Raw genomic sequence first — 26,751 nt, 5'->3', positions numbered from 1 at the left:
GCCGCCACCGCGGCCGCCCTCGCGCCCGCCCGGCCCCGCTCATCCCGGCCCGCTCGCACCGGCCCGGCTCACACCGGCCGCAGGCTCCTGACCGCCTCGCGCGCGTACTGCTGCGCGGGCTCCAGCGTGGCCCGGCTCTCGCGGCCGAGCACCTCCCGCACGTACCGGCGCGCCCGCGCGAGGTCCGTACCGGGGCCCATCACCCGCTCCACCGCGCGTTCGTCCAGCAGCGCGTCGTGCCGGCACACCACGGTGACCCCCGTGGCGTCCGGCTCCACGGACCACTCCCCGGCGTGCGCGGTCAGCAGGGGGTGCGGCCTGGTGGTCTTGAAGACGATCCGCCCGGCCGCCGGGAAACACACCCGCAGCGCCTCCGTGGTGTACGCGGAGCCGTCGTCGGCGAGGTTGACCAGGCCGGCGCGCTGCACGCCCGGACGCTCCTCGGTGACGTCGGCGCCCACCACGTGCGCGACCCGCCCGGGCCAGGAACCGACCCGGTAGAGGAACTCGTGGACCGGCTCGGCCGGCCCCTGGACGCGTACGGACTCCTCGAAGGTCACCCGCAGGGAGTCGAGGCGCTGCCAGCGCTCGGCGAACGCGCCGAAGCGGCCGAGCACGGCCTTCGCACCGGCGCGCGCGGACTCCAGCACCCGCTCGGCGTCGGCGCTGCGGTTCCCGGCGACGGTGATGTCCTGCTCCAGGGTCAGCCGCGACCAGCCGGGGGCCAGCTCCTCCACGGTCCAGGCACCAGCGGCCGTGGTGACGGGCTCCGCGGGCCGCTCCCGGCGGAAGCCGATGCGCCGGTGGTGCGCGTCCAGGGTCCGCCGCCACAGCTGCGGCCCGAGGCTCCCGTCCACGGCCGCCCACTGGGAGTACCGGTCCGTGGCCCCGTCGAAGTCCAGTCTCTCCACGTGCACGGTGTCCGGCAGGAACAGCGGCCACGGCGTGGTGTCGGCCACCAGGGCGTACAGGACTCCGGCGGGCGCGGCCGCGTCGACCGCGTGTGACATCCGGTGTACTCGCTCGACAGACATCAGACACCTCTCTCAACGCTTGACGCAGAGTCTGTCCGTATCCGCCGGAGCCCCCTTGGAATGTCGCTCGAATCGCGCACGCGGCCCGTTCCGGGGGCCGCCGCGAGGTCACACGACGGCGGCCCGGCTGTCCAGAACCCCGTTGACGAGCCGCAGGAAGAGCCTGGGGGTGTCGGCGAGTTCGAGGAGGTCGCCGTCCAGGAGGATGTCGTACTTGCGCTCGATGGAGCCGATGGTCTGCAGGACGGAGAGAGAGTCGTAGCCGAGTTCCATCCAGTACAGGTCCTGGACTTCCTCCGTCAGTTCGACGCACTCCTCCTCGCCGCCCCACACCCGCAGGATGCGGGTCAGGTCGGTGAGCTCCAGCCGGTCCATGGCTTCCCTCTCTCCTCGTCCGCCGGGGCGGCGACGCACACCGGGTCGCGAAGAGCCTGACCGGGCCCGCTGGAGAGCCGCTCACGCGGGAAGCCAGCCGCGCTGGAGCCGTCCTGCGCCCGCCCGGGACCCTGACGCCCGGGGCCCTGGCGCCCGGCCCGGGCGCCGTCCCTCAGGCCGCGTAGAGGTCGAAGGTCGAACTGCGGCGCGGGCCCGCGACCACGTCGAGCGCCGGGTCCACCCGGAGCATCGCCTGGTGCAGCCGCTGGAGCTGCTGCGAGGGTTCGACGCCCAGTTCGCCGATCAGCCGGCCCCGGAGCCTGCGGTACACGTCGAGCGCGGTCGCCTGCCGCCCCGACCGGTACAGCGCGACCATCGCCTGCGAGTGCAGGCCCTCGTGCTGCGGGTTCCTGGCCATCAGCTCGGTCAGCTCGGCGAGGAGTTCGGTGTGCCGCCCCAGCCGCAGGTCGACGTCGATGCGCCGCTCGGTGGTCACCAGCCGGCTCTCCGCCAGCCGCAGCACCTCGATCTCCAGGATCGGCCCGACCTTGACGTCCACCAGCGCCGGCCCCTGCCACAGGTCGAGGGCCCGGCGCAGCAGCAGCGCCGCGCGCTCGTCGTCGCCATGGTCGAAGGCGGCCTGGCCGCCGGCCACGAGGGCCTCGTACGCGTGGACGTCCACGGACTCCTGCGGGATCTGGAGCAGGTACCCGCCGTGCCGGGTCGCGAGCACGTCCTTGGCCGTACCCGGGGCGCCCGGCCCCATCGCGGTGCCGAGTCTGCGGCGCAGCTGGAGGATGTACGTCTGGAGGGTGGTGAGGGCGCTCTCCGGGAGCTTGGTCCCCCAGATCTCCTCCATCAGGGTCGGTACGGGCATCACCCGGCCCGGGTAGAGCGCGAGGAGCGCCAGGATCTGACGCGGTTTGCCCGCCGTAGGAACGATCGATGCCCCGTTGACCTCCGCGCTCAACGGACCCAGAACCTGAATCTCCACGGTCTCCCGTCTCCCCTCCGTATTTCGTCGAGATACTCTCGGTTTTCCGTATTCGACCCGATGACGGTAAGCCAGCGCCGGGCGCCGTCACCGCGTTCTCTAGCCGACGTCGAGCAGACCTCCGAAACAGGCGAACGGCCGGGGGATTCGAAACTCAGGCTTCCGATTGGATGCCAGAACCCCTGTTCAACCCGCAGATCAGATCCTTCTTCAGTGTTCCGCTTACCGGGTGCGAAATATGTTTCCGCGGATTTACGGAAGGTTCCGGAAATGATCCGCGAATGATCTTTTGCTGAACGTTCGGAGGACCGTACGGTCAGCCCACCCGGGCCAGCCGCTTCCGCGCGGTCTCCGGGGATTCCGCCGGGTTCTCGGGACCGCTCATCAGGATGGAGCGCTGCAGGCTGCGCAGGGCGGAGGACGGCTCGATGCCGAGCTCGCGCACGAGCGTGGCGCGCAGCCGCTGGTAGACGCTGAGGGCCTCGCCGCGGCGGCCGGAGCGGTGCAGGGCGAGCATGAACTGTCCGTGCAGGTTCTCGTGGATGCGGTAGCGGCTGGCCAGTACGGTCAGCTCCGCGAGCAGCTCGCGGTGCCGGCCGAGCCGCAGGTCGGCCTCGATGCGCTGGTCGAGCGCGCACAGCCGGGTCTCCTCCAGCCGCCGCGTCTCCATGTCCAGCTGGACGCCGCCGTCCACGTCGGCGAAGGCCGGCCCGGACCAGAGCGCGAGCGCCTCGCGCAGCAGCCGAGCGGCCCCCGGGAAGTCGCCCGCGTCCATGGCCCGGTAGCCCATTCCGGCCAGCCGGTCGAATTCGCGGACGTCACTGGTCCCGCCGGCGCTGCTGAGCATGTAACCGCCGGGCAGCGTGACGAGCACGTCCTTGGGGGTCCGCGTCCCGTCGCCGCCCTCCAGCGCGGCGGCGATCAGCCCGCGCAGCTGGAGCACGTAGGTCTGGAGCGTCGTCCGGGCACTGCGCGGCGGCTTCTCCCCCCACAGCTCCTCGATCAGCGCGGCGACGGGGACCACCTGGTCCGCATGGAGCGCGAGCAGGGCCAGCACCTGACGGGGCTTGGCCGCGGTCGGCGTGATGGAGACCCCGTTCTCCCGTACGGCCAGTGCGCCCAGTACATCGATGTCCACGCCGTACTCCCCTGCTTCGTCCATGGATGAGCTCTCGACTTTCGCTGGAATGAGCAAAAAACAGCCGAGCCGGTTTGTCAATACCAAACCGGCTGTACCGTTTTTCGCCCCCGGCCAGCCCCGCCGATCCGCTGGAGATGGCTCCGACCTGGCGTTTCCCGCCCTCCACCAGGCCATTCGACCCCCTCCAGAGGCCCCGGAGAGCTCCAAGAACTGGCCTGGAGAGGTCATCTTGAAGACAGAAGACGGCCGAGAACAGACCATCTGGTCGGCTCGGCCCCTTCCGCACCCTCCTCACGGAGGGCGCCCGGCAGGCCGTCACAAACCGCTGGGAGCCCTGAACGCGGGGTGAAGTCGATCAATACAAACCGCTTTAGCGGTTTGCTCACCGGTATTCGCACTCGGGATTGAGCGGAGCACCGCCAGAGTCCCACTGGAACGGCGCTGGAACCTGCGGAGGACGGCGCCCCCGCGGGTGGGCCGCCGGCGACCGTTCGCGCCACGCACCGGCCGCCGCCGGTCCGGTCTCAATGCCGCGCCGGCGCGCGGCCGCGCCCGGCCGCCCCGGCCGCCGTTGGCCGGTTCACCGGCCGTCGGGGCCGGCGCACGGGGCGGCGGCGGAGCGTGGCATATGCCGGAGTATTCGCGGGAGCGAAGGGCGAACGCCGCCCCTGCCCCAGCCCGCCGCCGCCCCGCCCCCGCGCCGGGGCCACCGGCCCCCCGCGCGACGGCTCTCGGGCCGGGCGCAGCGCCGTGGAGTGCACGGCCGCGCGCATCCGGACTCCGGGAGGCCGCACGCCGACGCCCCCCGTGCGCCGCGCCCCGTGGGAAGCGGGACCCGGCGGCCGCACCCAGCCCCTCGCCCCGCACGCAAAGGAACTGCCCCGGTGCGAATCGGCCATTGTTCCCCATCAAGGGTTCATCGGGCGTCCGACAACCCACGGGGGCACCCCCCACGCCCCTCTTGAGATGGTTCAGTGCGAGTGGCGCAGATCCGACGCCACACCCGGGGGGAGGGGCGGGGGCGGCAGGGGGAGGGCCCGTGGCCGGAATGCTTCGCTCCGCATATTTCGGAAGCGGGGGTTGTGATCCCTCTGGATAAAAAACCGGTTGGTATATATTTTTCTCGCAGTCACACCTGTAACTGGCCAGCGCTGTCTAGGGGGAACAATGAGCGCGAGCACGTTTCAAGTCGAGCGCACAGCGGTCTACGAACCGGCGTGGCGTACGTCCGCCCCACCACACAACCGACGTGACCAGCGCTTCACTTCGCTGACCTCCACCGTCCCGAAGGAATTAGTGCACCGCGCCTCGGTGGCCGAAGTCCTGCTCACGGACTGGGAACGCGTCGACCACACCCGATTCACCGTCAGCGCCCAGTGGCCCCGGAGCCACAGCTTCTACTCCCCCGTGGCCGGCGGCTATCACGATCCGCTCATGTGCGTCGAGACGGTCCGCCAGATCGGCAGCCTGCTGGGACACGCCGAATTCGGGGTGCCTTTCGGCCACCACTTCCTGCTGTGGGACCTCAGCCTCACCGTGGACCCGGAACACCTCCGGGTCCACGGCACCCCCGCCTCCCTCGACATCGACGTCACCTGCACGGAGGTCAGACGGCGCGGCGGTGACCTGGGCGGCCTGAACTACGACGCCGTGGTGCGCCGCGACGGACACGTCGTGGCCACGGGGCACGTCTCCTACACCTGCACCACCCCGGCCGTCTACCGGCGCATACGCCCTCCGCACACCCTGCTGCCCAGCCACAAGCCGCTGCCGCTGACGGCTCCCGTCGCACCGCAGAGCGTCGGCCGGCTGTCGCCGATCGACGTCGTCCTCTCCCCCCTCGCCGAGCCGGACAGCTGGCAGCTGCGGGTGGACCCGAACCACCCCGTCCTGTTCGACCACCCCGTGGACCACGTACCGGGCATGGCCCTGCTGGAGGCCGCCCGGCAGGCGTCGGCCGCCGCGCTCGGCCGCTCCGCCCTGCTCCCGCTCAGCATCTCCGGCGACTTCAAGCGCTACGCCGAACTCGACGTGCCCTGCCTCATCACCGCCGAGCGCCAGTACGACGGCGCACCCGGCGGGGAGGAGACGGTGGCCGTGACGGGCCACCAGGACGGCAACCTCGTCTTCAGCTCCCTCGTGACGGCGGCTCCGTACATCGGCTGACCAGAACGGCTTCAGACCTGCTCGAAGACCGCTAGATGATCTGCGGCCCACTGCCGGAACGACCGGGCCGGCCTGCCGACCACCTCCCGGACCGTGCCCCCCACCCCTGCCTTGGCCCCGGCACGCTGCCGCTCCGCGCTCCGCAGCAACGCCTCCACCACGGCTGCCGGGTACCGCGCGCCCCACGCCGCGCGGGCCTGTTCCGGCTCCCATTCCTCGAACCGCAGCGGACGGCCCAACAGGGCGGAGAGCTGGGCCGTCTGCTCCACCGCGGTGAGCGCCTCGGGCCCGGTCAGCGTGTGCGCGCGCCCGGTGTGCCCGGGCTCCGTGAACGCCCGTACAGCCACCTCCGCGATGTCGCCCGGATCGACGCAGGCGTTCGCCGAGGTCCCGTACAGGCCCCGGACCACGCCCTCCGCGCGCACCGAACCCGCCCAGGACAGGGTGTTGGACATGAAGGAGCGCGGGCGCAGCAGCGTCCACTCCATCCCCGATCCGCGCACGGCCTCCTCGTTCTCCCGCTGCCAGCGGGTGATGAGGTCATCGGCCCGCTCGTCCTCGACCGCGGCCGCGGAGAGCTTCACCACGTGCCGCACCCCGGCCTCCCGGGCGGCCCGCAGCAACCGCGCGTCGTCGTCGCGGCCGACCCGGCCGGTGACCAGGAAGACCCCGTCCACGCCCCGCACGGCGCGCGCGAGCGAGGCCGGATCGTCGTAGTCGCCCTGGACCGTCTCGGCCGTCGGGGCCAGGGACGCGATGCGTTCCGGTTGGCGCGTCATCGCCCGCACCGCGGGGCCGGAACCGAGGCGGCGCAGCACCTCCCGTCCTACCGTTCCGCTGGCCCCCGTCACGAGAATCATGGTCCGTCCTCCGGTTCGTCCGCGTGCCTTGTGCGACATGCAGGGTTGGCGTAAGGGTCACCCGCTGTAAGATACGTACGGGACGGGCGGTTTGCACCAGAGCTTCCGACGCTCCGAGAATCCCTGAGGGAAAGGAGCCACAGTGGCTGAGCAAGTCCGAGCCATCCGCACACGGCAGGCGATCCTCGCCGCAGCGGCCAAGGTCTTCGAGGAACGCGGCTACCAGGCGGCCACCATCTCCGAGATCCTCGCTTCGGCCGGGGTGACCAAGGGGGCCCTCTACTTCCACTTCCAGTCGAAGGAGGACCTCGCCTTCGGGGTCCTCAACGCGCAGAACCAGAACCTCGTCATCCCCGACCGCGCGATCAAGGTGCAGGGGGTCGTGGACATCGTCATGCTGCACACCTATCGCCTGCAGACGGACCCCATGGTCCGCGCGGGCGTACGGCTGACGATGGACCAGCTCGCCCAGGGCCTCGACCGCAGCGGCCCCTTCCGCACCTGGGCCGTGCCCGTGCGCGAGGGCCTGGAGAGGGCGCAGAGCCAGGGCGAACTGCTCCCGCAGGTCGATCCGGCGGAGACCGCCGACGTCATCGTCGGCACCTACGCCGGCATCCAGTCGATGTCCCAGGCCCTCACCGACTACGAGGACCTCGTGTCCCGGGTCACCGCGCTCATGCGCCACCTGCTGCCGAGCATCGTCCAGTCCTCCGTCCTGACCTCCGTGGACATCTCGGAGAGCCGTGGCCGGAACGTCTACAACGAGGCCTTCGCCCACTCGCAGGACGTGCTGGAGGCCGACATCGAGCGGGCGGCCGGCTGACACCCTCTCGGGCGGAAAATATACCGCATGGACTGTTCTTTCCAAGGGGTCATCGGGCGAAGGGAATCCGGCCTGAGGGCCGGGCCCGGCGACTGAGATGCTGTCCGCATGATCAGTTCTTCACTCCGCCTGGTGCCGGTCACCCCGGACAACTTCGACGCGGTGTGTGCCGTACGGGTGCACCCGCGCCAGGAGCACCTCGTCTCCCCCGTCCAGAAGTCCCTCGCCGAGGCCTACGTCCACGGCGAGACCGCCTGGCCGCGGGCCATCGTCGACGGGGACGAGGTCGTCGGCTTCGTGATGGCCTTCCTCGACATCGTCTGGGATCCCTCGAAGGACCCGGAGCACCGCCGCTCCGGCCTGTGGCGCCTGAACATCGCGGCCGGCCACCAGGGCAAGGGCTACGGCCGCTTCGCCGTCGGGGCCGTCCTCGACGAGCTCCGCGGGCGCGGCGCCGAGCGGGCGTACGTCTGCTGGGACACCGGCGAGGGCACCCCCGAGCCCTTCTACGCGGCCCTCGGCTTCCGCCGCACCGGCGAGTTCAGCGGCGGCCAGCCCGTCGGCGTCCTCGACCTCGCCCCGGCCCCCGTCCCGGCGGCGACCCCCGCACCCTGAGTACGGTCAGGCCAGCACGACCGTGCCCGGCGTCCCGGCGTCCTGCGGGCGGACGCCCGCGCGGAACTCCTGCGGGCTGACCCCGCGCACCCGCTTGAAGGCCGTCGACAGCGCGAACGCGCTCCCGTAGCCGACCCGTCGGGCCACCGTCGCCACCGTGGCGTCCCCTGCGCGCAGCAGGTCGGCCGCGAGGGCCAGCCGCCAGCCCGTCAGGTAGGCAACCGGCGGCTCCCCGACGAGCTCCGTGAAGCGGCGGGCCAGCGCGGCCCGCGACACCCCCGCCCGCCGGGCGAGTTCCGCGACGGTCCAGCCGTGCGCCGGGTCCGCGTGCAGCAGCCCCAGGGCCACCCCGACGACGGGATCGCCCTGGGCCCGGTGCCAGGCCGGGGCGCCCGGGCCCGGAGCGGCGAGCCAGGCCCGCAGGACTCCGATCAGCAGCAGGTCCAGCAGCCGGTCCAGTACGAGCTCCTGCCCCGGCTCGTCGCGGCCCATCTCCGAAGCCAGCAGCCCGACCAGGGTGGCGTCGGCGGCCCCCGCCGGGCGGACCAGCACCGTCGGCAGCGTCCCCAGCAGCCGCCGCCCGACCTCGCTCGGCGCCTGGTAGGTGCCGCTCAGCACCACCGACGCCCCCGGCTCCTCGTGGTCGGCGCCCCAGGTCCGCACCCCCAGTGACAGGGAGTCGGTGACGTCCTCGCCCGCCTCCGTACTGCACCGCTGGTCCGGGCCGATCGTGATCCACGGCCCCGGGCGTCCGGGCTGTCGGCGAACGCGTACGGCACGGGCCCCCGTACGACCGCCACGTCGCCCGGCCCGATCCGGGCCGGCTCCCCGCCGTCCGGCAGCAGCCAGCCCGAGCCCCGCACCAGCGCGATCACCGACAGCGGGGCCCGGTCCTCGACCCGCAGCGACCAGGGCGGGTTGAGGACGGACTTGAGCAAGTACGCGCCCCGCGCCTTGGGTCCGTCCAGCAGACCGGTGAGCATGTCCATCAGCCCATCCTCCCTCCCGCGCCGTCCCCGCACGCCCCCTCAGACGTCCCAGACGCCGCTCGCCGCCGCCTCACGGGCGTAGTCGGCGAAGTCCTTCGGCTCCCGCCCCAGCACCTCCCGCACCCCGGGGACCAGGTGCGCGTTGCGGCCGTCCAGGATCACCGTGAACAGCTCCACGAGCTCCTCCGGCAGACCGTTCTCGCGCAGCACCGCCCGGTAGTCCTGCGGGGACACCGGTACGTACGCGATCTCGCGCCCGGTCGCCTTCGACAGCTCGGCGGCGACCTCGTGGAGGCCCAGCAGGCGCGGCCCGGACAGCTCGTACGTCCGGCCGACGTGCCGCTCGTCGGTGAGCGCGGCCACCACGACGTCGGCGATGTCGTCGGCGTCCACGAAGGGCTCGACCGCGTCCGCGACCGGCAGGGCCAGCTCCCCGCCGCGTACGGAGTCCACGAACAGGGACTCGTCGAAGTTCTGGTTGAACCAGCTGGCGCGGATCACGGTCCAGTCGGCGCCCGGCACCTTCAGCCGCTCCTCGCAGACTTCGGCGGCCTCCTCGCCGCGTCCGGACAGCAGCACCAGCCTGCGGGCACCCGCGGCCACCGCCGCCTCGGCCAGGGCGCCGATCAGGTCGGGGGCGCCGGGGACGGAGAGGTCGGGCTGGAAGGTCACGTACACCCGGTCCACCCCCTCCAGCGCGGCTGCCCACCCCGCGGGCTCGTCCCAGTCGAAGGCGGGCGCCCCGCCGCGCGATCCGACCCGCACCGGCCGTCCCTGGCGGCGCAGCCGCTCCACGACGCGCCGCCCGGTCTTGCCGCGCCCCCCGATGACCAGGGTGCTCATCTCGTCGCCCGCCCGGTTCTCGCTGCCGGTCACGTTCTCGCTGTTCGTCATGTTCTCGCTGCCGGTCACGTTCTCGCTGTTCGTCATGGAACCCAGTCAAGCCCCGCCCGCCGAGACGCGACATCGCCGAGAAGCTCATCCCCATACGCGAGCGTCCAACCGCGCCCGCGCGGCATCCCGCGCATCGCGACCAAGATCACGTCAGGCTGAACCGGCGCTCGAAATGTGATCACATGACCGTATGACGAGGACTCTCTACCTGCTCTGCTCCGCCGCCCCGCCCGTCTTCGACGTGGCCCACGTGATCGAGGACGCCCAGTCGCGCGGCTGGGACGTGTGCCTCGGGCTGACCCCGGCGGCGGCTCAGTGGGTCTCCGGGAGCCTCGACGGTCTCGCCGCCCTGACCGGCAACCCGGTGCGCTGGCAGTACAAGCTGCCCGGGGAGCCGGACCTGTGGGCGCCCGCCGACGCCCTGCTCTTCGCCCCGGCCACCTTCAACTCGGTCAACTCCTGGGCCCTCGGTCTCACCGACCGCCTCGTCGTCGGCGTCGCCGCCGAGGCCCTCGGCAAGGGCACCCCGGTCGTCGCCGTACCGTGCACCAACACCGCCCTCGCCGCGCACCCGCAGTTCGAGCAGTCGCTGACCGTACTGCGCGCCGCCGGCGCCGAACTCCTCTTCGGCGAGGGCGGTTTCGTCCCCGGCCCGCCCGGCGTCGACGTCCCGCCGCACTTCCCCTGGCAGGCCGCCCTGGACGCCGTGGACCGCACGGTCACCCCGCAGCCCTGACCCGCTACTCCCCCGTGGTCCCGTCCAGCGCCTCGCGCAGCAGGTCGGCGTGCCCGTTGTGCCGGGCGTACTCCTCGATCATGTGGGCCAGCACGTACCGCAGGGAGTACGCCTGCTCCCCGTAGCGGCCCCGTACGTCGAGGGATCCGGCGGCGTCCACGACGGCCCGCGACCGCGCGCAGGTGTCCCGCCAGATCCGGAACGACCCGGCCACGTCCGCGTCGTCGACATGGAACTCCGTCCACTCCCCGGCCTCGTTCTTCGGGAAGTAGCCGCGGACGTCCTCGCCGCCCACCACGTTGCGGAACCAGCCGCGCTCGACCTCGGCCAGGTGCCGCACCAGCCCGAGCAGGCTCAGCCCGGACGGCGTGACGGCCCTGCGCCGCAACTGCTCGTCCGTGAGGCCCGCGCACTTCATCATCAGGGTGTCGCGCTGGCGCTGCAGGAGGCTGGTGAGGGTGGCGTGCTCGTCACCGTCCAGGACGGCGGGGGTGCGCTGTTCGCTCTTCATCGCGTGATGATCACATCAACGCCACCGCCCGCACCGGCCGTTTCACATCCCGGACGGGCGGCGCAGCTCCCGGAAGAACTCCCTGACGTCCCCCACCAGCAGCTCCGGCACCTCCATCGCCGGGAAGTGCCCGCCCCGGTCGTACGAGGTCCAGCGCACCACGGAGTCGGTGCGCGCGGCGATGTGCCGCAGCGGGATGAAGTTGTCCCGGGGGAAGTCGGCCAGCGCGGTCGGGGTCGTCGACACCTCGGGAGGCCGCCCGTGGTAGTCGGCGTGCGCGCGCTCGTAGTAGATGCGGGCCGCGGAACCGGCGGTGCCGGTCAGCCAGTACAGCATCACGTTGGTCAGCAGCTGGTCCCGGTCGACCGGGCACCGCGGGTCCGCCCACTCGGCGAACTTCTCCCCGATCCAGGCCAGCAGCCCGGCGGGCGAGTCGTTCAGCCCGTACGCGAGGGTCTGCGGCCGGGTCGCCTGGATGTCCGCGTAGCCCTGCCGTTCCCGCGCCCACACCCGGTACCGCTCCCAGGAGGCCAGCGTCCGCTCCCGCTCGGCCGGGCTCAGCGCCGCCAGTTCGGCCTCGCCGGGCTCGGTGGTGGCCCCCGCCCCGGGCAGCAGGTTCAGGTGCACGCCGATGACCCGCCCGGGCAGCAGCCGGCCCAGCTCCCGCGAGACCGCCGCGCCCCAGTCGCCGCCCTGGACCCCGTACGTCCCGTACCCCAGGCGCTCCATCAGCACCCCGAAGGCCCGCGCGACCCGCTTGAACTCCCAGCCGGTCGAGGTCGTCGGCCCGGACAGGCCGAAGCCGGGGATGCTCGGCAGCACCAGGTGGAAGGCGTCGGCGGGGTCCCCGCCGTGCGCGCGCGGATCCGTCAGCGGGCCCGCGACCTGCTGGAACTCCACGAAGGACCCCGGCCAGCCGTGCGTCATCAGCAGCGGCGTGGCGTCCGGCTCGGGCGAGCGCAGGTGCGCGAAGTGCACCCGGGCCCCGTCGATGACGGTGGTGAACTGCGGCCACCGGTTCAGCCGGGCCTCGGCGGCCCGCCAGTCGTACTCCTCGCGCCAGTAGCGCACGAGCTCCCGCATCTCGCCCAGCGGCATCCCGTAGGCCCGCCCGACCCCGTCGAGCTCGTCGGGCCACCGCACCCGGCGCAGCCGCCCATGGAGGTCGTCGAGGTCCTCCCGCGCCACGTCGAGGCGGAACGGCGTCAGCTCCACACCAAGATCGTCCATTCCCCCACCCTGCCATCCCCGGCCGCCCCGGCAGGGCCCGGGTGGGGGGATCAGGCAGCGTAGAGGTCGAAGGTCGAACCGCGCTTGGGGCCGGCCGGCACGTCCAGCGCCGGGTCCACCGTGAGCATCGCCTGGTGCAGCCGCCTCAGTTGCGGTGACGGCTCGACGCCCAGCTCCCCGACCAGCCGGCCGCGCAGCCGCCGGAACACGTCCAGGGCCGTGGCCTGCCGTCCGGACCGGTACAGCGCCACCATCAGCTGGGAGTGCAGCCCCTCGTGCTGCGGATGACGGGCGGTCAGCTCGGTCAGCTCGGCGAGCAGTTCGGTGTGCCGCCCGAGCCGCAGGTCGACGTCGATGCGCCGTTCCACCGCCACCAGCCGGCTCGCCTCCAGCCGCAGCACCTCGATCTCCAGCACCGGCCCGACGCGTACGTCGACCAGCGCGGGCCCCCGCCACAGCGCGAGCGCCTCGCGCAGCAGGTCGGCCGAGGCCCGGTCGTCGCCCGCTTCGAAGGCGCTCTGCCCCCGGGCGATGAGGCTCCCGTACGCGTTCACGTCGACGGATTCCGGCGGCACCTGGAGCAGGTACCCGCCGTGCCGCGTCGTGAGCACCTCCTTCGCACCGCCCGGCCGGCCCGGCCCCATGGCGGTGCCGAGCCTGCGGCGGAGCTGGAGGATGTACGTCTGCAAGGTGGTCAGCGCACTGGCGGGCAGGTCCTGGCCCCAGATCTCCTCCATGAGGGTGGGCACCGGCATCACCTGCCCGGGGTGCAGCGCGAGGAGCGCGAGGAGCTGCCGCGGCTTGGCCGCCGTCGGCACGATCGAGTCCCCGTCGACCTCGGCACTCAGCGGACCCAGAACCTGGATCTTCACGGTCTCTCCCCCTTCGTGGTTCGTCGATTCGCACCGATACCGGCGGGCCCCTCACGGGAGCCCGCTTCGCACACTGTGACCCGCACCGGTGCCGCCCGGACGGACCCGATCCCGCGCGGAGCGCGGACCTACACGCCGCTCCCGAGGAACTCGTAGCCGCGCGCACCATCCGTCGCGGCCGCGCCACCGGCGTCCGTGCGGTACTCGCCCGCCCGTACCGGCCCCACCAGGCTCGGCAGCAGCAGCCCCCACAGGGCGGCCACCTTGCGCCGCAGTTCCCGGTACGACAGCCCGGTCCCCGACAGCACCTCGATCCCGCAGACCGCCGCCGCCACCAGGGCCTCGGCGCTCTCCCACCGCTCGGCGGCCGACTGTCCGTCCCCGGCCTCGCCGGCCATCGCGTCGAGCGGCAGCTCCCCGGTGTCCCGCGCCAGCCGCAGCAGGTCGGAGACCGTCGCGAGCCACGCCTCCTGGAAGTCCATCTGCGCCGACTGCTGCCCGGCGCACTCCTTGGTGATCCGGAAACTCGCCGGGATCGCCGGCTCCTCGTGCAGCGTCCGCGCCAGCCAGTGCGTGGCGTCGATCAGCGCCTGCAAGGGCGAGGCCCCGCTCTCGTTCAGCCCGCGCACCGCCTCGCGCAGCAGGCCGCAGCCGCGCCGCTGCACCGCCTCCGCGAGCTCGTCCTTGGAGGCGAAGTGGAAGTACAGCGCCCCCTTCGTCACCCCGGCCGCGCCCGCGATCTCGCCGAGCGTGGCGTTGGCGTATCCGCTGCGGTGGAACAACTCGGCCCCGGCGAAGACCAACCGCCTACGGGTCCGCTCCGACCTCTCCTGCACCGCTCCGTCTCCTTCCGCCCCCGCTCCGTCCCCGACCGCACCCGCGCACCGCTCCCGGCCGACCGCCCGGCACCTGCCGGGCCCGCCGGCTCAGGCCCGTACGAGCCGGTCCGCCCGCGGACCCGTCCCGGTCACCGCGGTCACCGCCGCCTTGCCGGCCGCCGCCACGCTCTCCGGACCGGCCATCAGGATCGAGCGCTGCAACCGGCGCAGCGCGGCGGACGGTTCCAGCCCGAGGTCCCGTACGAGCGTGGCGCGCAGCCGCTGGTAGACGTCCAGGGCCTCGCCGCGCCGCCCGGACCGGTGCAGGGCGATCATGAACTGGCCGTGCAGGTTCTCGTGGGTGCGGTACCGGCTCACCAGTACGGTGAGCTCCGCCAGCAGCTCCCGGTGCCGCCCCAGCTTCAGGTCGGCCTCGATGCGCTGGTCGAGCGCGCACAGCCGGATCTCCTCCAGCCGACGCGTCTCCATGTCCAGCTGCACGCCGCCGTGCACGTCGGCGAACGCGGGCCCGGACCACAGCGCCAGCGCCTCGCGCAGCCGCTGCGCGGCGTGGGGGAAGTCCCCGGCGTCCATGGCCCGGTATCCCAGCGCCGCCAGCCGGTCGAACTCCTTGACGTCGCTGGTCCCGCCGCCGCTGTTGAGCAGGTAGCCGCCGGGAAGCGTGACCAGCACGTCCTTGGCCGTCCGCGCCGCGTCACCGCCCTCCAGCGCGGTCGCGATCAGCGCCCGCAACTGCAGCACGTACGTCTGCAGCGTCGTACGGGCACTGCGCGGCGGTACCGCTCCCCACAGCTCCTCGATCAGTGCCGACACCGGCACGACCTGGTCGGCATGGAGGGCCAGGAGCGCCAGGACCTGCCGGGGCTTGGGGGCGGTGGGCGTGATGGAGATCCCGTTCTCCCGCACGGCGAGTGCGCCCAGTACATCGATGTCCACGTCGTACTCCCCTGTCCTTGGATGAGTCGCAAGAGTCAGTAGAAAACAGGCCGGACGGTTTGTCAATACCAAACCGGACATGCTGTTTTGAGGTCCTTGAAGATCTCGGCGCCACCCAAAGAAACCGCATTGACCTGCCCTTTTATGCGCACCACACGCATCCATGGCAGTTCGGAAGCCTTCGGCCGCCTCGCAACAGGGGTCATATAACACCCACGCGGGCCCAATAATCAAACCATCCAGTCTGTTTCCTGCTCACCCGGGGCGATCCCCGGAAGGAGCACCGACCAGATCCGGGTGAGTGCGTGCGGGGCCTCCCCCTCGGGCCCGACGGGCTCCAGTGCCCCCAGCCCCACCGTCACGGCCACCACCAGCCGCGCCGCGTCCGGCACCGAGACCCCCTCGGCCAGCAGCCCGTCACGCGCCGCGGCGCCGAGCGCCTCCTCGGCCCAGCGCCGCCACTGCGCCCGCACGTCCACCGGGCTGCGGTGCGCGACGTCGCCGCCCAGCACGAAGCCGGCCCGCACGAGCACCTCGTCGCCGACGGACGCCACCAGCGCGTACGAGGAGCCGACCAGCGCCCGCAGCGGATCTCCCCCCACCCCGGTGATCCCCCGCACCACCTCGGCGGCCCGCTCCTCGACGGCCCGCGCCAGGGCGTCCTTGCCGTCGAAGTGGAAGTGCAGCGCGCCGGGGGTGACCCCGGCCCGCTCGCTGATCGCGGCGACCGAGGCGACGGTGAAACCCTCCTCGGCGAACACCTCCGCAGCCGCGCGCACCAGAGATTCCCGCGTACGTAGCGCACGCTCCTGCTTGACCATGGGGGCTCCGTGGTTCGCCCCGGACAGGGGTACGGGATCATCGCCGCAACGGTCGGCGCCCCCACCGGAGGAATGGCGGACTTCCACCGGAGACCTCCCGAACAACCGGTACGAACCACCCAGTACGCCCGCCGCCGACGCCGAAGGCGGGCCCGCCCCCGTCCCGCCACCCCCGGCCCCACCACACCGAACCGGCGCGACACCAGCCGGCCCCGGAGCACCGCCCAAGCCGAACACCCCCAGCAGGACCCCCACCCGCCGACCGCATCCCCAGCCTCCGGTGCAAGTGGCCACCGGCACCCACCCCCGCGGCCCTGCGCGAGGAGGAAGGTGAAGGCCTTGCCGCCCGGCCAAGCCCAGGGCCCGTAGGTGAAGGAGGCCGACACCGCCACACCCATCGCCGCGAGCGCGGCCATCAGATCAACCGGCGCCCCGCCACCGCACCCCCCGCGCGGCCAGCGCCCCGACCACCGGCCCCGTCAGAGCCGTCGTCACCAGGGCCATCAGCACCAGAACCGTGAACAGCTCCACGCCGATCACCCCCAGCCCCAGCCCCACGTTCAGCACGACCAACTCCGTCACCCCCCGGCAGTTCATCAGCGCCCCCACCAAAGCGGCGTCCCGCCCGCTCCGCCCCACCGCCAGCGCGGCCCCCGTCGCCGCGCCCCCCTTCGCCACGACGGCCACCACCAGCACCGCCCCCGCCCACAGCCAGGCCCCGCCCCCGGCCGCACCCAGCGCCCCCACGTCGGTGCGCAGCCCGCTCCCCACGAAGAACAGCGGGAGCAACACCGGCACCGCGAAGTCCCGCATTCGCGCCGCCGCCCGCTCGACCGCTTTCACTCCCCGCGGTACCACCGCCCCGAAGACGAAGGCCCCGAACAGCGCGTGCACCCCCAGTCCATCGGTGACGTACGCCGCCAGACACAGCCCCCCGAACAGCCCGACCAACACCCCACCGTCCCGCCCGGCATCCCGCCCACCCCCCGACCACCACCGCCCCGCCACCACCCTGCCGAGCACCGGCCGCACGCCCCACCACACCACCGCCAGGAACACCCCGGCCGACGCGGCCCGCCCCAGGCCGGCCCACGCCCCACCTCCCCCGGCCACGGCGACGACCACCGCCAGCAGGCACCAGGCGACCACGTCCACCACCGCCGCGCACGCCATCGCCAGCGCGCCCACCGGCGTCCCGTACAGCCCCTGTTCGGTGAGGATCCGCGCCAGCACGGGAAAGGCGGTCACACTCAGCGCGACCGCCACGAACAACGCGAACTCCCCCCGGCCCACCCCCTCCGGCGCGAAGGGACCGTACAGCCCGAGCGCCAGCAGCCCCCCGAGCCCCAGCGGCGCCCACACACTCGCCTGACTCACCGCCACCACCGCGCGCCCCTGCCCCCGCAGCAGCCCGAGATCCAGCTCCAGCCCCACCAGGAACATGAAGGCGACGAGCCCGAGGTCCCCCAGCGCCCCCAGGTACGGCAGCACCTCGCCCGGCAGGAGCCACCGCTGCCCCTGCGGCCACACCCACCCCAGCAGCGAGGGTCCGAGCAGGATGCCCACCGCGATCTCCCCGACCACCGCCGGCTGTCGGAGCCCGCGCGCCAGCGCCCCGCCCGCGCCACACGCGAGCACCACCACCGCCAAGGCGACCAGCACCCCACCCGACACGGCCCCACCCTGCCCCGGCCCCCACCCCCCGGAAACGGACCCGGCCCCGACTTCAGCAGGTCCCGCCCCCACCGTTAACGCCGTTAACGCCGTTAACGCTCCCCCAACCCTTAACGGCGTTAACGGCGTTAACGGCGTTAAGACCCCACCCCACCAAAAAGTAACAACACAAACCCCCCACACCCACCCATACAACCTCCCCAACCTGCCATAAACCTACTGGTCGACTGGTTTTCTTTCCCCGACCCCCACTACATTGACCCCCGCACCACCACCCCCACCCACCACCAACGGTCAGCACCGGAACGGGAGAAACGCACGTGGCGAGGGTCAGGCAAGAACGGGCCGAGATCACCCGACAGGCGATCCTCGACGGCGCGGCCATCGCCTTCGACCACGCCGGCTTCGGCGGCACCAGCCTCAGCGACGTCGTCAAGCACGCCGGAGTCACCAAGGGCGCCCTGTACTTCCACTTCCAGTCCAAGGAATCCCTGGCCCGCACCCTGATCGACGAGCAGTTCCAGGTCTCCGAGGGCGTCCGCGGCATCGAGGAGGACCCGGGCCTCCAGACGGTCATCGACCTCACCCACCGGATGGCGGCGGGGCTGCGCTCCAACGTCCGCGTCCGCGCCGGGATCCGCCTGGTCATCGAGTTCGGCTCGTTCACGCACCCGGACCCGTCCCCGTACAACACCTGGATCGACACCTGCGTCCACTGCCTGACGCCGGCCCAGGAACGCGGCGACCTCCTGCCGTCCCTCGACGTACGCGACCTCTCGACCTTCCTCGTCGGCTCGTTCACCGGCATCCAGGTCACCTCGCACGTCCGCACCGGCCGCGGCGACCTGCACTCCCGGGTCGTGGACCTGTGGAACTACCTCCTCCCGGGCATCGTGCCCGCGCGGCGCACCCCCTTCTTCGACCCCGCGGGCTCCGCCGCCTGCCGGACCGAACTCGGCCTGAACACCGCCCTCCCCGTCACCCCCACCGGCTGACGGGTCCTCACGACAGGGCGGCCTCGTGCACGCCGTGGCGGACCACGGGGGTGCTCGCCACGGTGTGCACGAGACCGCCCTGCCACAGCACCGCCTTCCCACACCAGCGCCGCTTCCCGGCCCCACCCACCACCCCTCCAAGCCATTTCGTTAGCAAAACCCAAGCGTGGCGCCCACAAGCACCCGGGAACGTTAGTAAAGTCCCCCTCATGACTTCGCCCTCCTCCCAGAGCGACCGAGAGAAGGTCGTCTCCAAGCTCCCCCCGTGGCTCCGCCAGGAACTGAAGATCCGCACCGCCCAACTGCGGGTCGACATCCAGGACGCCGTCCACCAGGGCATCGCCCAATGGAGCGCCCTCGCCTCCGCGCCCTCCCCCGTCGACACCTCCGGCGCCGAGTCCTTCTCGACGTGGCTCCCGGCCGGCCAGTGGGAGTCCTTCCGCACCGACGCCAAGGACCGCGGTGTCTCCCTCATCCAGGGCCTCGCGCAAGCGGTCCGCCTCTGGCTGGAGTTGAACCCGGCCCCCACCGTCAAGCGGCCCTCCGTGGTCCGCCGCATCGTCGTGTGCAACCAGAAGGGCGGAGTCGGCAAGACCGCCATCACCGCCGGCACCGCCGAGGCCCTCGCGGAGGATCCGTCCTCCCTCCACCCGGTGCGCATCGCCCGCCAACTGGCCCGCCTCAACCCGGCCGCCGACGAGGGCGAGCACCCCCACCCGCCCGTCACCCCGCTGGACCTCGAAGACCTCCCGGGCCTCGGCATGCGCGTCCTGCTGGTCGACTTCGACCCGCAGGGCCACCTCACCAAGCAGCTGGGCCAGCAGCCGCTCCCCATCGGCGGCGACAGCCTCACCTGCCACATGGCCGGCGAAGCCAAGGGACCGCTCTCCGACCTGATCGTCACCATCCCCGACGACCGCTTCGGCGACCGCCTCCACATCCTCCCCGCCTGCACGGACGCCTTCCTCCTCGACGTCCGCCTCTCCACGGTCCGCGCCCGCGAGGCCGCCCTGGAACGCGCCCTCTCCCCCGTCGAGTCCGACTACGACGTCATCCTCATCGACTGCCCGCCCAGCCTCGGCCTCAGCATGGACGCCGCCATCTACTACGGCCGCCGCCGCGACGCCGAACAGCCGGGCGCCTCGGGGGCGCTGATCGTCGTACAGGCCGAGGACTCCTCCGCCGACGCGTACGACCTCCTCACCTCCCAGATCAACGACCTGCGCGACGACCTCAGCCTCGACATCGACTACCTCGGCCTCGTCGTGAACCTCTACGACGGCCGCCGCGGCTACATCGCCACATCGTCCCTCCAGGCCTGGATGGACATAAAGGATCCCCGCGTGGTGGCGATCGTCCCCGACCTCAAGGAACAGCGCGAAGCGGTCCGTGTGAAGCAGCCGCTCTTCGTCTACGCACCCAAGGGCGACCAGGCCGTGGCCCTGCGCGCCCTCGCAAGGGAGATCTCATGAGCAAGGCAGACAAGCTCGGGGTGTCGGCTTCCTTCGCCCGTGCCCAGCCCGTCGGCGTGAGCTCCCGCCGCGCCGCCATCGCCGAGGCCACGGGCGCCCCGACCTCCGGGGTCGTCCCCCCGTCCGAGGTGCCCATCGAGGCCCTCGCCCACAACCCCTTCAACCTCCGCGAGGACCTCACGGACCTCGACGAGCTCGCCGAGTCCCTGACCGTACGCGGCCAGCTCCAGCCCCTCGCGGTCGCGACCCGGATGGCCTTCATGGAGGCACACCCAGGCGCCACCGACGGCCTGGGCCGGGCCCCGTACGTGGTCATCGACGGGAACCGGCGCCTCGCCGCCGCCCACATCGCCGGTCTGAAGACCATCCAGATCCACGTCAACGACGCCCTCTCCGCGTCGGCGGCGGACATCCTCGAATCGGCGCTCATCGCCAACGTCCACCGGGTCGACGTGGCCCCCATGGACCAGGCCCGCGCCCTCCAGGAACTCGTCGACGTCCACGGCTCCCAGGCGCAGGTCGCCAAGCGGATCGGCAAGACGGCGGCCTGGGTCTCCCAGCGGCTGACCCTGCTCAACCTCACGCCCACGCTCCAGGAGAAGGTGGAGACGGGCGAGCTGAAGGTCGAGCCGGCCCGCCGCATCGGCCGCCTCCCCCAGGAGGCCCAGGCCGCGGCCGCCGACGAGAGCCTGAGCACGCCCAACCCACCCCGCCAACGCACCCGCCCGGCCCCCCCGACCGTTAACGGCGTTAACGCCGTTAACGCGGAACCCGCCCCCACCCCCACCCCCCGCATCACGATCTCCACCCAATCCCCGGAGACCATCGCGGACGCCCTGACCGCCCACCTCACCCCGGACGACCTCAAGGCCGTCACCGAGCTCCTCATGACCCGCATCTGAGACCGCACACGCCGGGGGCGCTGACCGGGACCACCGGCAACGCCCCCGCGTGCCGTTAACGGCGTTAACGCCGTTAACGCCGTTAACGCTGCCCGACGTGCGTTCCATGTGCGTTCAACAGTGCGTTTCACGTAGGCTGCCGCCGGAGGTGCCCATGAGCGAGATGAACGAGCAGACCACCCTCTTCGCAGCGGTCGACGCCCTGCTCGAAGAGGCCGCGACCCAGGACCCGCTGCCCAGCCCCGACGAACGCAGGCGCCTGCGCGAGGCCGGCGGGCTGAGCCAGGACCAGGTCGCCAAGGCCCTCTCCGTACGCCGCGAGACGGTCACCTCCTGGGAGACGGGCCGCACCGCCCCCCGCCCCCCGAAGCGCGCGGCCTACGCCCGCCTCCTGGAAGGCCTGGCCTCCCTCCACCCCACCCCGGACGTTAACGCCGTTAACGCCCCCACCCCAGAGACCGCCCCCACCCTTAACGCCGTTAACGCCCCCACCCTGGAGGCACCCGCCGTTAACGCCGTTAACGCCCCCCCGGCGGAGGCCTCCAGCATTAACGCCGTTAAGGCCCCCACCCCCGCGCCCACCGTTAACGCCGTTAACCCGCCCCGCACGCACCCCCCCACCCCAGCCACCACGCCCACGACGCCCACCGCCCCCCCATCCACGCCCTCCCCCTCCCCCTCCCCCCACAAGCCATCCAAGAAGTCCCCCCTCCCCCTCTCCGGCAACGGCCCCCTGGCCGTCCTGGACGGCACCGGCCACGCCCACGCCGCCGGCGGCCTCCTCCTCCCCCACCCCACCTCCGACCTCCCCGCCCTCATCACCTGGGCCCTCGGCCCCGACGCCGACCTCCGCGCCCCCCGCCTCCACCGCAACGGCAAGGACGGCGACCCCCTCCTCGTCCTCACCCCCGCCGCCTGCGAAGCCCTCGGCCTCCCCCTCGTACTCGAAGACCGCCGCGCCCTGCGACTCCCGGACAACCACCCCGTGATCAAGCAGCTCACCAAGGCCAAGTGGCAACTGACCCGCCGCGGCTTCGGCCCCTGGGCCCGCGTCTACCGCCCGGCCTCCCCCACCACCGGCCGCCAGTGCGTCCAGCTCGCCGTCCTCCCCTGGGGCGCCCTCGACGCCCGCGCCTGGGGCGAGGACACCCCGGACCTCCCGGCCCCCGAACTCGCCGAGCTGCTCACCACGTACGCCGCCCGCGTCCTCACCCCCCGCGGCTCCACCGCCGTCACGGGTCTGGAACTGATGACGGCCCTGCGCCCGCCCACCCGCGCCGCGCGCAACCCGCAGACCAACGCCTGGGAATCCGCCCCCGTCCCCGGCTCCCTCACCCGCCCCGTCGACCCGGCCCCCCCGGAGGCCCCCGACGAGCACCCGGTGGTCGCGTCCCTCTACCCCCGCTCCCACCAGCGCACCCCGGACCAGGTCCTCGACGAGGAGGCCTACGACTGGATCCGCGACCCGGAACTCCTCACGGACGCGGAGTGCGCCGCCACCCACGCGGTCGGCATCGACGTGAACATGGCCTTCGCCGCCGCCGCCAACCGCCTCGTCGTCGGCATCGGCCCCGCCACCCACACCGCCAATAACCCCCGCTTCGACCCGAAGACCCCCGGCTGCTGGCTGGCCGACCTCTCCTCCGTACCCCACGACCCCCGCCTCCCCAGCCCCTTCACCCCCCACGGCAAACCCCCCACCGGCCCCGCCTGGTACGCCACCCCGACCCTGGCCTACGCCCAGGAGCTCGGCCACGAGGTCCGCCCCACCGAGGCCTGGCTCCGCCCCGACCACGCCCCCTACCTCGACGCCTGGTACACCCGCCTCCGGGACGCCTACCTGGCCACCATGGCCGACCTCGGCGTCACCCCCGGCCTCCCCGAGCCCGAGTTCCTCCAGGCCATGGCCACCCACAAACAACAGGACCCGCTCGCCACCGCCGTCCTCTCGGCGATCAAGTCCACCGTCAAGGGCGGCATCGGCAAGCTCCGCGAACGCCCCCAGGGCGCCGCCTACCGCCCCGGCGAGCCCTGGCCCGCCCTCGAACGCCCCACCTGGCGCCCCGACATCCGCGCGGCCGTCATCTCCACGGCCCGGGTCAACATGCACCGCAAGATGCTCAAGCTCTCCACCACGGCCGGGCTCCACCCCATCGCGGTCCTCTCCGACTGCGCGGTCTACCTCTCCCCCGGCCCGAGCCCCCTCGACTTCCTCCCCCGCACCCCGGACGGCAAGCCCCTCCCCGGCGGCTTCCGCCTCGGTGTCAGCCCCGGCATGGTCAAGCACGAAGGCACCCAGCCCCTCCTCTGGGCGGTCGGCATGCTCGACGAAGGCCTCAACCCCGCCCGCCACATCAAGGGCCACGACGCAGCCGCAGACGGCGAGTAACCACACACCATGACCGACATCTCCGACAGCCTCACCAAGGCCGACGAACCGCACTTCACCCGCCCGATCCCCAAATCGGCGGGCGCCCAGATGCGCTTCCTGGTCAAGCAGCTCAAGTCCACCGCCGAGACCGCACGAACCCTCGGCATCTCCCAACGCACGGTGGAGCGCTACGTCAAGAACCAGATCAAGCGGCCGAAGCCCGAACTGGCAGCCCGCCTGGAGACACAGGTACGCCGCCGCTGGCAGCCCCTGGTCCGCAAGCGCGCCCGCGAACAGGCCGCCCGCACCACCGGACTGGTCATCGAGACCCGCGCCCGCTTCGGCTTCACCGCCGCCCCCGGCACCACCGACGACGGCCGCATGCGCCGCATCACCCAGCACCTCCCCCCGGAGTACGCACAACGCCTCTTCGCCGCCCAGGAGTCCGGCGCCACCGAGGCCCAGCTCCGGCACATCACGGCCGAGGCGCTCCAGGAGATGTACTTCAAGGACAACGGCGCCCGGGCCACGACCCTGCTGGTCGAATTCACCGACATCGACTACGTCGACTTCGCCTTCTGACGAAGCCCCACACGCCCCCCACAGCCCCTCCCCACATAAAAAGGGCCCCGGGATACCCCGGGGCCCTCCCACACTCCCAAACCCCCCTCAGAAGCCCTCCTCAGGCCCCTCCCCCACCCGCTCATCCACCCTCATCCAACGGCGTGCAAGGTCCTCCGCCGCTTGGACTCCGCAGCCTTCTTCGCGGCGGCCTGCGCGGCCCGCTTCTTCCGCTGCTCGGCGAGCTGGTCCTGATACTCCGCCACCGCCTGGTGGTAGCTGGCGACATACCCCCGCGCGTCCAGACGCTCCTCGGCCGGCATCTCGTTCACCGCGGCGACGGCGTCCTCAAAGGAGTTGTACCCGGCCAGCATCGGATTGATCTGGTAGACCCCGTTCCTGACCTTCCGCACGAGCTTCGCGAGCTCCAGGCTCCGCAGCGCCGCGTTGACGCTCGGCCGGCTGAGCTCCAGCATCCCCCCGATGGTGGCCTGATCGATGAGGATCCGCCCCCCGGGCTCACTCAGCGAACGCAGCTTCAGCAGCACGCGGTACGCCGCCGGCGGCAGGTCCAGGTCGGAGAGAAGCCCGTCGGCGTTGACCGCAGCGAATCGCAAGGTGCTCACTGAGCTGTCCCTTCTTCCTTGCGCTGTGCCCGGCTCAGCCGGCGCGCAGCGCGCTCCTTGGACCTTTCGGCCCGCAGTTCCTCGATTGCCTGCCGCATGTGGTCCAGCGACGGGAAGCGCACCAGGTCGGGCAAGCTCGTATCGCTGCGAATCTGCGAGATGGTGCTGTGCTGCTCCACCTTCACGAACTCACCCGCCGTCTCCGTGCCCGGGATGAACTCCGCCACCCGGTAACTGTAAGGCGGGTTGAACTGGTACACACCCCGCCGCACCTTGAAGACGATCCCATGGGACATGACACTGTGCAGTGCCTCCGAGGTCTTTGTCCGGCTGACGTCCAGGATCGTAGCCATCTCCTCCTGAGTAAGCGGAATCCGCCCCCCCGCCCGCTGGCACGCAATCAGCAGCAGGATGAGCCTCAAGGGCAAGGCTTCCCTGAAGTACTGGGCGATCACCAAAAAAAACTCAAGGCTGTCCATCGAAAACGCATTTGGCTGACTCTGCGTCCCGTAGAACTCCAGCGGCTTGCGCTCGCCGTCCAGGGTGAGCTTCCGGCTGGGGTACCGCTTCGCGAGACTGTCCAGATCCTTGACCGGAGCCAGCGGCTGACTCCAGGCCGAGATTGCGTCATCAACCGGGAGATCAGGACGCGGCGCGCGCGACGGACTCGGCCGGCGGCGCTGTGGCTCTGATGACACGAGGATGCTCTCCACTTCGTTGATCTGCAGAGAGAGTATGTCAACAAGGGTGACACTAATGTCACGCTCGTTGACGTTCGGCGTGTCTTGTGTCCCCCCAGCAGGGACACATCTCGGCCACGGCGCCTTCCGGCCCCTCCTCGGCCCCCGCACCCAACCTCTCCCTCCCCTCCCCCAGTTCAAGGACGTATCTCCGCTAAAACGTCAGCCGCCCCGACGTTTTAGCCCAAAAAGCGTCAGCCCCACTGACGTTTTGCCGTCGATGTGTCCCCCTAGCAGCGACACATCGACCGAGTTATGTCCCTCCTGAGGGGACATAACTTTCCCCCCGCACCCCCCCTGACCTGCGGCAACGCATATCCGTACCTTCTATAGGCCGTCAGCTGCCGCGCTCAGCTCAGCCAACGCCTTCCCGAACCCCCAAACTTCGACCTCCCACGACCCCTCCCACCTTTCAACCCCGACACACCCCAGCCCGGACACCCTGTCCATAACCACGCAGAATCTGACTGATTCCTATCTCTATCCCCCCTTCACTTTGAATCACCCCCACGACTCCCCTTAACGCCGTTAACACCCTCCACCATCCCCCAACCCACCCCCGACCCCACCTCAACCCCCACCGACCCTCCCCTCAACCACAAACAAACCCATGAGCCCCAACTCCCCCCACACCTCAAGCTCTTCTACTTCGGCTTCGTCCATTCAGGCCGCGCCCCTAATCCACAAAGCGCCGCCCCTCGAACCCAGCGAGACACCCGCCTCCCCACGCCAACCGAGCAAAGAACCTGAGGTCTGAAGCGAAGCGGAAGACCCCATCCCAAGGCCGGCTTTGACCCGCGGACCAGACCCGGCCGAACACAACCGAGCGTGGTCTCTACACCAGAGAGCAAAAGACCACTCGCCAAAACCCATGTTCGGTCCGCGAAGCGGACCCCCCTCCCAACTGCAGCAAGAAAAGTTCTCTACTCAGAAGCGAAGCTCAGGACCACCGGCCTGAAGCGCTGGCTCTAGTCGGCGAAGCGAACCACCCACCGAGCGCAGCAAGTCGGCTAGCTCTCCGGTCGCGCACCACTAACGTTCCCCGCCGAAGGCCGGGCCCGGGTCTCCGCAAAGCGGGGACCGTACCGGAGCGAAGCGGAGAACATCCCATCTTTCGGCCTGGGACCCCGAGCGCTGCGAGGCAGAGAAGGGACCCGCCTCGCTCCCCAATCGCGCAGCGCTTGGGGTCCCCGGCCGAAGGCCGGCCATGGTCCTGCGAAGCAGGACCATCCGAAGCGAAGCGGAGGACACCCAGCCCAAAGGGCTGGCTCTGGTCCGCGAAGCGGACCTCCGCCGAGCGCAGCGAGGCGGGCTCCCTTCCCAGGCGCGCAGCGCCTGGGGCCCCGGGCCAAAGGCCCGGCCCTGGTCCCGCGAAGCGGGACCCGTCCGCAGCGAAGCGGCGGACACCCGAGCCGAAGGCTCGGCTCTGGTCGGCGAAGCCGACCTCCGCCGAGCGCAGCGAGGCGCTCCGTCCGCAGCGAAGCGGAGGACACCCGAGCCGAAGGCTCGGCCCTGGTCGGCGAAGCGGACCCCCGCCGAGCGCAGCGAGGCGGGCTCCCTTCCCAGAGATCGGA

At 71.8% G+C, this 26,751-nt stretch carries 26 protein-coding genes and 1 pseudogene; 9 read left to right on the top strand and 18 right to left on the bottom strand.

Annotated features, from left to right (window positions below; translation table 11 throughout):
* Nucleotides 1-68 precede the first annotated feature (68 nt).
* From ACFYYT_RS32205 to ACFYYT_RS32190, 4 genes are all read right to left on the bottom strand, one after another.
* On the bottom strand, nucleotides 69-1,034 hold the full coding sequence (locus tag ACFYYT_RS32205; RefSeq protein WP_351822646.1) for an SRPBCC family protein: 966 nt from the start codon (nucleotides 1,032-1,034) through the stop codon (nucleotides 69-71).
* Nucleotides 1,035-1,142: 108 nt separating this feature from the next.
* Nucleotides 1,143-1,409 carry a phosphopantetheine-binding protein gene (locus tag ACFYYT_RS32200; RefSeq protein ID WP_351822643.1) on the bottom strand — a complete coding sequence of 89 codons (267 nt, stop codon included), beginning with the start codon at nucleotides 1,407-1,409 and terminating at the stop codon, nucleotides 1,143-1,145.
* A 172-nt stretch (nucleotides 1,410-1,581) separates the two neighbouring features.
* Nucleotides 1,582-2,403, bottom strand: a complete 822-nt coding sequence (locus ACFYYT_RS32195) for an AfsR/SARP family transcriptional regulator (RefSeq protein ID WP_351822640.1) — start codon at nucleotides 2,401-2,403, stop codon at nucleotides 1,582-1,584.
* A gap of 316 nt (nucleotides 2,404-2,719) precedes the next feature.
* A complete protein-coding gene (locus ACFYYT_RS32190; protein WP_351822762.1) occupies nucleotides 2,720-3,541 on the bottom strand; it encodes an AfsR/SARP family transcriptional regulator in 822 nt (273 codons plus the stop codon).
* Nucleotides 3,542-4,711: 1,170 nt separating this feature from the next.
* Here ACFYYT_RS32190 and ACFYYT_RS32185 point away from each other — a divergent pair.
* Complete coding sequence (locus ACFYYT_RS32185) at nucleotides 4,712-5,710, top strand: ScbA/BarX family gamma-butyrolactone biosynthesis protein (RefSeq protein ID WP_351822637.1); 999 nt, start codon at nucleotides 4,712-4,714, stop codon at nucleotides 5,708-5,710.
* 11 nt (nucleotides 5,711-5,721) lie between these two features.
* On the opposite strand, the gene ACFYYT_RS32180 is transcribed toward ACFYYT_RS32185, so the two are convergent.
* On the bottom strand, nucleotides 5,722-6,570 hold the full coding sequence (locus tag ACFYYT_RS32180) for an SDR family oxidoreductase (RefSeq protein WP_351822634.1): 849 nt from the start codon (nucleotides 6,568-6,570) through the stop codon (nucleotides 5,722-5,724).
* 142 nt (nucleotides 6,571-6,712) lie between these two features.
* On the opposite strand from ACFYYT_RS32180, the gene ACFYYT_RS32175 reads away from it, so the two are divergent.
* Entirely contained in the window at nucleotides 6,713-7,393 is a 681-nt protein-coding gene (locus ACFYYT_RS32175; protein ID WP_351822631.1) for a ScbR family autoregulator-binding transcription factor, read from the top strand.
* 108 nt (nucleotides 7,394-7,501) lie between these two features.
* Nucleotides 7,502-8,008 (top strand): GNAT family N-acetyltransferase, encoded by a 507-nt coding sequence (locus ACFYYT_RS32170; RefSeq protein ID WP_351822628.1) that lies wholly within the window; start codon nucleotides 7,502-7,504, stop codon nucleotides 8,006-8,008.
* 6 nt (nucleotides 8,009-8,014) lie between these two features.
* Here ACFYYT_RS32170 and ACFYYT_RS32165 read toward each other — a convergent pair whose 3' ends face one another.
* The 3 genes and pseudogenes from ACFYYT_RS32165 to ACFYYT_RS32155 all read right to left on the bottom strand — a co-directional run bounded on the left by ACFYYT_RS32165 (nucleotide 8,015) and on the right by ACFYYT_RS32155 (nucleotide 9,891).
* Nucleotides 8,015-8,500, bottom strand: coding sequence for an AraC family transcriptional regulator (locus ACFYYT_RS32165; protein ID WP_351822759.1), 486 nt, complete (start codon nucleotides 8,498-8,500; stop codon nucleotides 8,015-8,017).
* Nucleotides 8,474-8,991: pseudogene (locus ACFYYT_RS32160) on the bottom strand (cupin domain-containing protein); the annotation flags it as partial. The gene ACFYYT_RS32165 and the pseudogene ACFYYT_RS32160, both read right to left, overlap by 27 nt.
* 45 nt (nucleotides 8,992-9,036) lie before the next feature.
* Nucleotides 9,037-9,891 (bottom strand): NAD(P)H-binding protein, encoded by an 855-nt coding sequence (locus ACFYYT_RS32155; protein WP_351822756.1) that lies wholly within the window; start codon nucleotides 9,889-9,891, stop codon nucleotides 9,037-9,039.
* Between the two features lie 190 nt (nucleotides 9,892-10,081).
* Between ACFYYT_RS32155 and ACFYYT_RS32150 the strand changes: the two genes are divergently transcribed.
* Nucleotides 10,082-10,627 carry a flavoprotein gene (locus ACFYYT_RS32150; protein WP_351822625.1) on the top strand — a complete coding sequence of 182 codons (546 nt, stop codon included), beginning with the start codon at nucleotides 10,082-10,084 and terminating at the stop codon, nucleotides 10,625-10,627.
* A 4-nt stretch (nucleotides 10,628-10,631) separates the two neighbouring features.
* Here ACFYYT_RS32150 and ACFYYT_RS32145 read toward each other — a convergent pair whose 3' ends face one another.
* From ACFYYT_RS32145 to ACFYYT_RS32115, 7 genes are all read right to left on the bottom strand, one after another.
* The gene (locus ACFYYT_RS32145) at nucleotides 10,632-11,138 is read right to left on the bottom strand and encodes a DinB family protein (protein ID WP_351822622.1); all 507 of its coding nucleotides are present in this window, start codon (nucleotides 11,136-11,138) and stop codon (nucleotides 10,632-10,634) included.
* 42 nt (nucleotides 11,139-11,180) lie between these two features.
* On the bottom strand, nucleotides 11,181-12,368 hold the full coding sequence (locus ACFYYT_RS32140; protein WP_351822619.1) for an epoxide hydrolase family protein: 1,188 nt from the start codon (nucleotides 12,366-12,368) through the stop codon (nucleotides 11,181-11,183).
* Between the two features lie 50 nt (nucleotides 12,369-12,418).
* Nucleotides 12,419-13,240, bottom strand: coding sequence for an AfsR/SARP family transcriptional regulator (locus ACFYYT_RS32135; RefSeq protein WP_351822616.1), 822 nt, complete (start codon nucleotides 13,238-13,240; stop codon nucleotides 12,419-12,421).
* Between the two features lie 128 nt (nucleotides 13,241-13,368).
* A complete protein-coding gene (locus tag ACFYYT_RS32130) occupies nucleotides 13,369-14,076 on the bottom strand; it encodes a ScbR family autoregulator-binding transcription factor (RefSeq protein ID WP_351822613.1) in 708 nt (235 codons plus the stop codon).
* Nucleotides 14,077-14,166: 90 nt separating this feature from the next.
* Nucleotides 14,167-15,015, bottom strand: coding sequence for an AfsR/SARP family transcriptional regulator (locus ACFYYT_RS32125; protein ID WP_351822610.1), 849 nt, complete (start codon nucleotides 15,013-15,015; stop codon nucleotides 14,167-14,169).
* A 230-nt stretch (nucleotides 15,016-15,245) separates the two neighbouring features.
* Entirely contained in the window at nucleotides 15,246-15,836 is a 591-nt protein-coding gene (locus ACFYYT_RS32120) for a ScbR family autoregulator-binding transcription factor (RefSeq protein WP_351822607.1), read from the bottom strand.
* 420 nt (nucleotides 15,837-16,256) lie between these two features.
* Nucleotides 16,257-17,510 (bottom strand): cation:proton antiporter, encoded by a 1,254-nt coding sequence (locus ACFYYT_RS32115; RefSeq protein WP_351822604.1) that lies wholly within the window; start codon nucleotides 17,508-17,510, stop codon nucleotides 16,257-16,259.
* 320 nt (nucleotides 17,511-17,830) lie between these two features.
* Between ACFYYT_RS32115 and ACFYYT_RS32110 the strand changes: the two genes are divergently transcribed.
* Entirely contained in the window at nucleotides 17,831-18,505 is a 675-nt protein-coding gene (locus ACFYYT_RS32110; protein WP_351822601.1) for a ScbR family autoregulator-binding transcription factor, read from the top strand.
* A 7-nt stretch (nucleotides 18,506-18,512) separates the two neighbouring features.
* Here the strand turns inward: ACFYYT_RS32110 and ACFYYT_RS32105 are convergent, their stop codons facing one another.
* Nucleotides 18,513-18,635, bottom strand: a complete 123-nt coding sequence (locus tag ACFYYT_RS32105; RefSeq protein ID WP_351822598.1) for a hypothetical protein — start codon at nucleotides 18,633-18,635, stop codon at nucleotides 18,513-18,515.
* A gap of 79 nt (nucleotides 18,636-18,714) precedes the next feature.
* Here ACFYYT_RS32105 and ACFYYT_RS32100 point away from each other — a divergent pair, with 79 nt between their 5' ends.
* From ACFYYT_RS32100 to tpg, 4 genes are all read left to right on the top strand, one after another.
* Nucleotides 18,715-19,977 (top strand): ParA family protein, encoded by a 1,263-nt coding sequence (locus tag ACFYYT_RS32100; protein WP_351822595.1) that lies wholly within the window; start codon nucleotides 18,715-18,717, stop codon nucleotides 19,975-19,977.
* Nucleotides 19,974-20,879: a ParB/RepB/Spo0J family partition protein gene (locus ACFYYT_RS32095; protein ID WP_351822592.1), complete on the top strand. Its 906-nt coding sequence runs from the start codon at nucleotides 19,974-19,976 to the stop codon at nucleotides 20,877-20,879. Before ACFYYT_RS32100 ends, ACFYYT_RS32095 begins: the two co-directional genes overlap by 4 nt.
* Before the next feature lie 163 nt (nucleotides 20,880-21,042).
* A complete protein-coding gene (gene tap, locus ACFYYT_RS32090; RefSeq protein WP_351822753.1) occupies nucleotides 21,043-23,268 on the top strand; it encodes a telomere-associated protein Tap in 2,226 nt (741 codons plus the stop codon).
* A gap of 9 nt (nucleotides 23,269-23,277) precedes the next feature.
* Complete coding sequence (gene tpg, locus ACFYYT_RS32085; protein WP_351822589.1) at nucleotides 23,278-23,832, top strand: telomere-protecting terminal protein Tpg; 555 nt, start codon at nucleotides 23,278-23,280, stop codon at nucleotides 23,830-23,832.
* Between the two features lie 131 nt (nucleotides 23,833-23,963).
* Here tpg and ACFYYT_RS32080 read toward each other — a convergent pair whose 3' ends face one another.
* Together ACFYYT_RS32080 and ACFYYT_RS32075 are read right to left on the bottom strand one after the other, a co-directional pair.
* Entirely contained in the window at nucleotides 23,964-24,437 is a 474-nt protein-coding gene (locus ACFYYT_RS32080; protein WP_267092197.1) for a MarR family transcriptional regulator, read from the bottom strand.
* Nucleotides 24,434-25,150 (bottom strand): hypothetical protein, encoded by a 717-nt coding sequence (locus ACFYYT_RS32075; protein WP_351822586.1) that lies wholly within the window; start codon nucleotides 25,148-25,150, stop codon nucleotides 24,434-24,436. Before ACFYYT_RS32075 ends, ACFYYT_RS32080 begins: the two co-directional genes overlap by 4 nt.
* Nucleotides 25,151-26,751 lie beyond the last annotated feature (1,601 nt).

The organism is Streptomyces sp. NPDC002032 (genome assembly GCF_042890765.1).
Taxonomy (GTDB): domain Bacteria; phylum Actinomycetota; class Actinomycetes; order Streptomycetales; family Streptomycetaceae; genus Streptomyces.
The sequence above is the reverse complement of the archived record's forward strand: the minus strand, read 5'-3'. Positions and strand labels throughout refer to the sequence as shown.